The 7,571-nt window shown below is 71.4% G+C and carries 6 protein-coding genes; 2 read left to right on the top strand and 4 right to left on the bottom strand.

The features are described 5' to 3' along the window. Nucleotides 1–64 precede the first annotated feature (64 nt). The 3 genes from ACFE7W_RS20335 to ACFE7W_RS20345 all read right to left on the bottom strand — a co-directional run bounded on the left by ACFE7W_RS20335 (nucleotide 65) and on the right by ACFE7W_RS20345 (nucleotide 3,642). The gene (locus ACFE7W_RS20335) at nucleotides 65–1,081 is read right to left on the bottom strand and encodes a beta-ketoacyl-ACP synthase III (RefSeq protein WP_375426652.1); all 1,017 of its coding nucleotides are present in this window, start codon (nucleotides 1,079–1,081) and stop codon (nucleotides 65–67) included. Continuing rightward, on the bottom strand, nucleotides 1,078–2,295 hold the full coding sequence (locus tag ACFE7W_RS20340; protein ID WP_375426653.1) for an acyltransferase domain-containing protein: 1,218 nt from the start codon (nucleotides 2,293–2,295) through the stop codon (nucleotides 1,078–1,080). The genes ACFE7W_RS20335 and ACFE7W_RS20340 overlap by 4 nt, the downstream gene beginning before the upstream one ends. A 117-nt stretch (nucleotides 2,296–2,412) precedes the next feature. Next, nucleotides 2,413–3,642 carry a PucR family transcriptional regulator gene (locus ACFE7W_RS20345; RefSeq protein ID WP_375426654.1) on the bottom strand — a complete coding sequence of 410 codons (1,230 nt, stop codon included), beginning with the start codon at nucleotides 3,640–3,642 and terminating at the stop codon, nucleotides 2,413–2,415. A 36-nt stretch (nucleotides 3,643–3,678) separates the two neighbouring features. Here ACFE7W_RS20345 and ACFE7W_RS20350 point away from each other — a divergent pair, with 36 nt between their 5' ends. Further along, nucleotides 3,679–4,725 carry a PHP domain-containing protein gene (locus ACFE7W_RS20350; protein ID WP_375426655.1) on the top strand — a complete coding sequence of 349 codons (1,047 nt, stop codon included), beginning with the start codon at nucleotides 3,679–3,681 and terminating at the stop codon, nucleotides 4,723–4,725. Between the two features lie 10 nt (nucleotides 4,726–4,735). Continuing rightward, nucleotides 4,736–5,488 (top strand): inositol monophosphatase family protein, encoded by a 753-nt coding sequence (locus ACFE7W_RS20355; RefSeq protein WP_375426656.1) that lies wholly within the window; start codon nucleotides 4,736–4,738, stop codon nucleotides 5,486–5,488. A gap of 193 nt (nucleotides 5,489–5,681) precedes the next feature. On the opposite strand, the gene ACFE7W_RS20360 is transcribed toward ACFE7W_RS20355, so the two are convergent. Next, nucleotides 5,682–7,571: pyruvate dehydrogenase (acetyl-transferring), homodimeric type (locus tag ACFE7W_RS20360; RefSeq protein ID WP_375426657.1), on the bottom strand; the 1,890-nt coding region annotated here is incomplete at its 5' end.

The following is a 7,571-nucleotide window of genomic DNA, read 5'->3' on the forward strand; positions in this document are numbered from 1 at the left end:
TCTTGCCGTTATCTGATCTTGCTGGTATTTGATCTTGCCGTTCTCGGCCTGGGCGCCGCCTCGGTCAGGGCAGGATGACGACCTGCCCGGCGTAGACGAGGCCGGCGCCGAAGCCGATGATCAGCGCGGTTTGGCCGCTCTGGGCCTCACCGGACTCGAGCAGGGCCTCGATGGCCAACGGGATCGACGCGGCCGAGGTGTTCCCCGTCCGGGCGATGTCGCGGGCCACGACGACGCCGGCCGGCAGCTTGAGGGCCTTGAACATCGCGTCGGTGATCCGCATGTTGGCCTGGTGCGGCACGAAGACCTCGAGGTCCTCGGGCCTCACGCCGGCGGCGTCCATGGCCTCGGCGGCGGTTTTGGCCATCGTGTAGGAGGCCCACTTGAAGACCGGGTTGCCGTTCATCTGCAGCACCGGCCAGTGCGCCTCGCCGTCGTCGTGCGCGTCGGCGTCCATGGCGGTGGTCCACGGCTCGCTCTGCACGATCAGGTCGGCCTGGTCGCCGTCGGAGCCCCACACGACCGGCCCGATGCCGGGGGTGTCGCTCGGACCGATCACCGCCGCACCGGCCCCGTCGGCGAAGATGAACGCCGTCGAGCGGTCGTGCTTGTCGGTCAGGTCGCTGAGCCGTTCGACCCCGATCACCAGCACGTACTTCGAGGCGCCGGTCCGGATGAACGAGTCGGCCATCGCGGTGCCGTAACAGAAGCCGGCGCAGGCGGCCGAGATGTCGAACGCGGCCGCGTTCTTGGCCCCCAGCTCGCTGGCGATCGTGGTCGCGATGGCGGGGGTCTGGTGCAGGTGGGTGACCGTGGAGACGATCACGGTGTCGATCTGGCCGGGCTCGACGCCCGCGCGCTCCATCGCCTTGCGCGCCGCCGCCTTGCTCATCATCGAGACGGTCTCGTCGTCCGAGGCCCACCGCCGCTCGGTGATCCCCGAACGGGTGCGGATCCACTCGTCGGAGGAGTCGATGTAGGTGACGATCTCGGCGTTGTCGACCACCCGCCGCGGCCGGTAGCCGCCGACGCCGAGGATGGCCGAGAACTGGGTGCCGGTCGAGATCTTCAGCGTGCTCATCGGGTGACCTCCGTCGCGTTCGCGGACTCTACGGTCGGGTGCAACCGCAGCAGGGGCTGGCCCGGGGAGACCGGGTCGCCGTTCTCGACCAGCCACTCGACCACGATGCCGCCGTGCGGGGCGCTGACGGGGATGTCGTCCCGGCGGTTCTTCACCATCCCGACGGTGCTGTGCAGCGGCAGCACGGTGTCGAGCTCAATGTCCTCGGTGCGGGTGAACTGACCCTTGCCCGGGGAGACCACGAGCCGCCACGTGGGGTTGCCGGCGATCGGGGAGGCCGAGGTCGCGCCGCCGTGTTCGTGCACGAAGTTCAGCGCGTCCTCCAGCTGGTCGGGGGTGTTCAGCGCGAAGAGCTCGACGCCCTTCAGGTTGCGCTTGGCGATGCCGGTCAACGTGCCGGCCGGAGGCATCTCGAGCAGGCCGGTGACCCCGAGGTCGGCTATGGCCGCCATGCAGAGGTCCCAGCGGACGGGGGAGGCGACCTGGCCGACGAGCCGGCGCAGCACGTCCTGCCCGTCGTGGACGACCTGGCCGTCGGCGTTGGAGAGCAGCCTGGTCCGGGGGTCGTGGGTGGAGATGCCGCGGCCCAGCCCGGCCAGCCGGGAGACCGCGGGCTGCATGTGCACGGTGTGGAACGCGCCGGCGACGCTCAGCGGAATCAGCCGGGCCCGCTTCGGCGGGGCTGCGGCGAAGGCCTCGAGCTGTTCCACGGTGCCGGCGGCCACCACCTGGCCGAGACCGTTGTGGTTCGCCGCGGTGAGGCCCTGGGCGTCCAGCGCCGCCAGCACCTCCTCGGGCTGGCCGCCGATCACCGCGGTCATCGAGGTGGGTCGGGCCGCGCTGGCCTCGGCCATCGCGCGTCCCCGCTCGCGGACGAAGACCATGGCCTGCTCGGCCGACATCACGCCGACGCCCGCAGCGGCGGTGATCTCACCGACCGAGTGACCCGCGGCGACCCCGATGAAGGGGAAGGCGTCGGCCGGGTGCGGGAACAGCTCGAGGGCGGCCAGCAGCCCCGCGGCCACCAGCAACGGCTGCGCGATGGCGGTGTCCCGGATCGTCTCGGCGTCCGCAGCGGTGCCGTAGTGGGCCAGGTCGAGGCCCGAGACGGCGCTCAGCCAGCCGATCCGGTCCTGGAAGGAGGTTTCGGAGACCCAGGGCTGCAGGAAACCTGGCTGTTGAGCGCCCTGTCCGGGCGCGACGATCGCGAGCACACGTTTACTATTCCGTGACCTGACACCCGAACCCGTGTAGGGACACTACCAAAGTCGTCGCCGAGTTCTGTTCGGTTCCTACAAGTGTCCGGGCGCCGTGGCGGGGGTAGGGCGACGTCAGGTTTCGCCGGGGGCGGTGGAACGACGCAGCAGGCGGCCGAGGGTCAGGGCCAGCCGCAGCGCGTACGCGTCCCGGGGGTCGGTCGGGCTGTAGCCGGTGACCTCGTGGATGCGGCGCAACCGGTACCGGACGGTGTTGGCGTGCACGAACAGCCCGCGCGAGGCCGCCTCGACCGAGAGCCCCGAGTCGAGGAAGGTCACCAGCGTCTCGAGCAGCCCACCGCCGGCGGCGAGCAGGGGGTCGTAGAGGTCGCGGGCCAGGGCCCGACGGGCGTGCCCGTCGCCGGAGAGCGCCCGCTCGGGCAGCAGGTCGTGGGAGGACACCGGGCGCGGCGCCTCGGGCCAGCCCACGGCGGCCCGGAACGCCGACAGGGCCTCGCGGGTGCTGGTCGCGGCCTCCATCAGGTGCTCCACGGCTGGCCCGACCACCACCGGGCCCGGGCCGAAGCTGCCGGCGAAGGAGGACACGACGGCGACCGCCCGGTCCACCGAGGCCAGGTCGGCGTGACCGAGGATCACGACCATCCGGTCGCCCTGGACCGCGCCCAGCATGTCGGCGCCGGCGATGGCGGCCGAGTGCCGCACCGCCTCCAGGGCTGCGGCGTGCTCGCCTGTCGGGGCGCCGCCGACCACCACGACCACCGCGGCCGTCGACCGCCAGCCGAGGGTGGACGCCCGGGACAGGACGGTCTCGTCGGTCTCGCCGCGCAGCACGGCGTCGACCACGAGCGCCTCGAGCCGCGCGTCCCAGGCGCCGCGCATCTCGGCGGCCCGGGCGTAGATCTCGGCGGCCGAGAAGGCGACCTCGCGGCTGTACTGGACGATCGCGGCGTGCAGGATCGGCCGGTCCGCCTTCGGCGTGACCTCGTCGATCTGGTCCTCGACGACCTCGATCGTGGTCCGGACCAGCTCGACGGTCTGGAACAGGGAGATCTTGCGGGCCAGCTCCCGCGGGGCGGAGCCGAAGACCTCCGAGGTGACCGGCCCGGACAGGTCGGGGTCGGCGAACCAGCGGACGAAGCCCGCGATCCCGGCCTGGGCCACCAGCGTGACCCAGGAGCGGTGCTCCGCGCTGAGCCGTCGGAACCAGGAGTGCCGCTGCTCCATCTCGGCGATGGTGGCCGTGGTCATCGCGCCGGTGGCCCCCGAGAGCCGCTTGGCGATGGTGGCCCGGGACTTGGCCGAGGGGAGGAGGGACTTGTTGATCCCCCTGGTGGTCGCGGCCATAGGCTGACTCTACGGGTGGGCGGACGAGAGGAACCTGTGAGCGACCAGGACGAGGCAGGCCCGCTGGGCCCCGTGGCCGCCCTGCGGGAGATCGGCTTCCTGCTCGAGCGGTCCCGGTCGGACACCTTCCGGGTCAAGGCGTACCGGGGTGCGGCGGACGCCATCGAGGCGATGACCCAGGAGCAGCGCACCCACCATCAGGCGGCCCGCAGCTGGAACACCGTCAGCGGCGTCGGACCCAAGACGGCCACGGTGATCGGCCAGGCGATGGCCGGTGAGGTTCCCGCCTACCTGCAACAGCTACGGGACGGCCGTGAACCGCTGACCGAGGGCGGCTCCCGGATGCGGGCGGCCGTCCGGGGTGACCTGCACGTGCACTCCACCTGGTCCGACGGTGGCAGCCCGCTGGCGGAGATGATGACCACCGCGCGGGACCTCGGGCACGAGTACTGCGCCATCACCGACCACTCGCCGCGGCTCAAGGTGGCCCGGGGCCTGAGCGCGGAGCGGCTGCGGGAGCAGATCGAGGTGACCCGCGAGCTCGGCGCCCAGCTGGCCCCGTTCCGGGTGCTGCAGGGGATCGAGGTCGACATCCTCGAGGACGGGGGGCTCGACCAGACCGACGCGCTGCTCGCCGAGCTCGACGTGGTCGTGGCCAGCGTGCACTCCAAGCTGCGCTCGGACTCGGAGACCATGACCCACCGGATGGTCGGCGCCATCGCGAACCCGCGGACGAACGTCCTGGGCCACTGCACCGGCCGGCTGATCGAGGGCGAGCGCGGCACCCGCCCGCCGTCGGTCTTCGACCCCGAGGTGGTCTTCGAGGCCTGCCGCACCTTCGACGTGGCCTTGGAGATCAACTCCCGCCCCGAACGGCGGGACCCGCCGGACGAGCTGCTGCAGCTGGCCATCGACATGGGCTGCCTGTTCTCGATCGACACCGACGCGCACGCCCCGGGGCAGCTGGAGTTCCTCGCCTACGGCTGCGCCCGGGCCGAGGACCTCGGCCTCGACCCGGACCGGGTGGTCAACACCTGGCCGGTCGAGCGGTTGCTGGAGTGGTGCGGCTCGGGCGCTCTATAGGGTCGTGCACGTGGATGACTTCTCCCTGGCCGCCGAGCTCGTACGCGAGGCGGGCCTGCTGGCCGCCCGGATGCTGGGGGAGGGGCTCGAGACCCGGTACAAGACGTCGATCTCGGACGTGGTGTCGGCGGCCGACCACGCGGCCGAGGACCTGGTGGTGGCCCGGCTCGACGAGCAGCGACCCGACGACGGGCTGGTGGGCGAGGAGGGGCACTCCCGTCCCGGTGAGCGGACCTGGTACGTCGACCCGGTGGACGGCACCTACAACTTCCTCTCCGGCATCCCCTACTGGTGCTCGGCGGTCGGCCTCGTCGACGGCGACGGCCCGCTGGCCGGCGCGGTCTATTACCCGTCGATGGACCAGCTATGGGTCGGCGGACGCGACCGGCCGACCACCCTGGACGACGTTGCGGTGACCCCGCTGGCGGACCGCCCGCTGGCCGAGGTCTCGGTGGTCACCTACTTCCACCCCCGGTACCGCTCCGACGCGACGCGCACCGCCTCCTGGCAGGCCGCCACCTCGGCCGCCGCGGCGGTCCGGATGCTCGGCTCGGCCTCGGTCGACCTGGGCGGGGTGGCCAGCGGTCGCGTCGGGGTCTTCCTGCAGGCCAACCTGCACCCGTGGGACTGGTTCCCGGGCGCCGCCCTGGTGCTGGGGGCCGGGGGCGCGGCCGAGCAGGTCGAGGTCGGCGCCACCACGTGGCAGGTCGCCGGCAACCGTCAGGCCGTCGAGGAGACCATCGCGCTGCTGCGGGGCGACTGACCCATCCCGAGCGGCACTACCCGGGAGATAGCGGTCGCCACCTCGGAAGGCCCCCGCTCTCGGACGGTCACTTCACAGCTTCCTGGGTCACGTCACACCCTCCCCAGAGGGTGTGAAGCCGGCCGGAAGGGTGTGAAGTGACCGTCCGGGAGCGGGACCAAGAGGGGTGACCCGGTGGCCACCCCCGGGTCCGTCAGGCGCCCGCGCCCTCCTGGGCCACGTGGGCGACGGCGGTGGGGTCACCGAGGGAGTAGGCGTCGTAGGCCTTCTTGGCTGCGGCGCCGTCGTACTGGCCCTCGCGGGCCAGCGTCTCCAGGGTGGCCACCACGATCGACTCCGCGTCGACCTCGAAGAAGCGGCGGGCGGCGGCCCGCGTGTCGGCGAACCCGAAGCCGTCGGTGCCGAGCGAGCACCAGGGCTGGTGCACCCAGGGCCGGATCTGGTCCTGGACCGCGCGCATGTAGTCGCTGACCGCCACGACGGGTCCCGGCGCACCGTGCAGGCTGCGGGTGACGAACGGGTAGCGCCGCTCCTCGTCGGGGTGGTTCAGGTTCCACTGCTCGGTCTCCACGCCGTCGCGGCGCAGCTCGTTCCACGAGGTCACCGACCAGATGTCGGCGGCCACCCTCCAGTCGTCGGCCAACAGCTGCTGAGCCTTGAGGGCGGCCGTCATCCCGACGCCGGACGCCAGGATCTGCGACCGTGGCGCGTCGCCCTCCAGCGGGGAGGACTTGTAGTGGTAGATCCCCTTGAGCAGGGCGTCGACGTCGAGATCGGACGGCGCACCGGGCTGGGCGACCGGCTCGTTGTAGACCGTGACGTAGAAGATGACGTTCTCGCCGTTGGGGTGGTCGGGGTCCTCGTGGCCGTACATCCGGCGCAGCCCGTCGGAGACGACATGGCCCACCTCGTAGGCGAACGCCGGGTCGTAGTGGACGACCGCAGGGTTCGTGCTGGCCAGCAGCGGTGAGTGCCCGTCCGCGTGCTGCAGGCCCTCCCCGGTCAACGTGGTGCGGCCCGCCGTCGCGCCGAGCAGGAAGCCCCGCGACATCTGGTCGGCCATCGCCCAGATCGAGTCGCCCGTCCGCTGGAACCCGAACATCGAGTAGAAGATGTAGAACGGGATCATCGGCTCGCCGTGCTGCGCGTACGCCGCCCCGGCCGCAATGGTCGAGCCCATGGCGCCGGCCTCGGAGATGCCCTCGTGCAGCAGCTGGCCCGCGGTGCTCTCCTTCCAGGAGAGCAGCAGCTTGCGGTCCACCGACTCATACGTCTGGCCGTGCGGGTTGTAGATCTTGGCCGTCGGGAACATGGAGTCCATGCCGAACGTCCGGAACTCGTCCGGCGCGATCGGCACGATCCGGTGACCGATCTCCTTGTCCCGCATCAGGTCGCGGAGCAACCGCACGAACGCCTGGGTCGTGGCGACCTTGGTCTTCTCCCCGGCGGGCTCCATCAGCGGCGCATACATCTCCGCCCCGGGCAGCTTCAGCTCCAGCGGCTTGACCCGCCGCTCCGGCAGGTACCCGCCCAGCGCGCGGCGGCGGTCCTGCAGGTAGGTGATCTCGTCGGAGTCCGCACCCGGGTGGAAGTACGGCGGGTTGTACGGGTCCTCGAGCTGGCTGTCGGGGATGTCGAGGTACAGCCGGTCACGGAAGGCCTTGAGGTCCTTCGTGGTCAGCTTCTTCATCTGGTGAGTGGCGTTCTTGCCCTCGAGTGCGTCGATCGTCCAGCCCTTGACGGTCTGGGCGAGGATGACCGTCGGCTGCCCGACGTGCTCGGTCGCGGCCGTGAACGCGGCGTAGACCTTGCGGTAGTCGTGGCCACCGCGCGAGAGGACCTTGATCTCCTCGTCGCTCATTCCGGAGACCATCTTCTTCAGCCGGGGGTCGTCGAAGAAGTTGTTCCGGATGTAGGCGCCGTCCTCGACCAGGTAGGTCTGGAACTGCCCGTCCGGGGTGGTGTTCATCTTGTTGACCAGCGCGCCGTCACGGTCGGCGGCCAGCAGCGGGTCCCAGTCGCGGCCCCACAGCACCTTGATCACGTGCCAACCGGCGCCGAGGAAGTACGACTCGAGCTCCTG

The organism is uncultured Friedmanniella sp., assembly GCF_964244285.1.
Classification (GTDB): Bacteria; Actinomycetota; Actinomycetes; order Propionibacteriales; family Propionibacteriaceae; genus Microlunatus.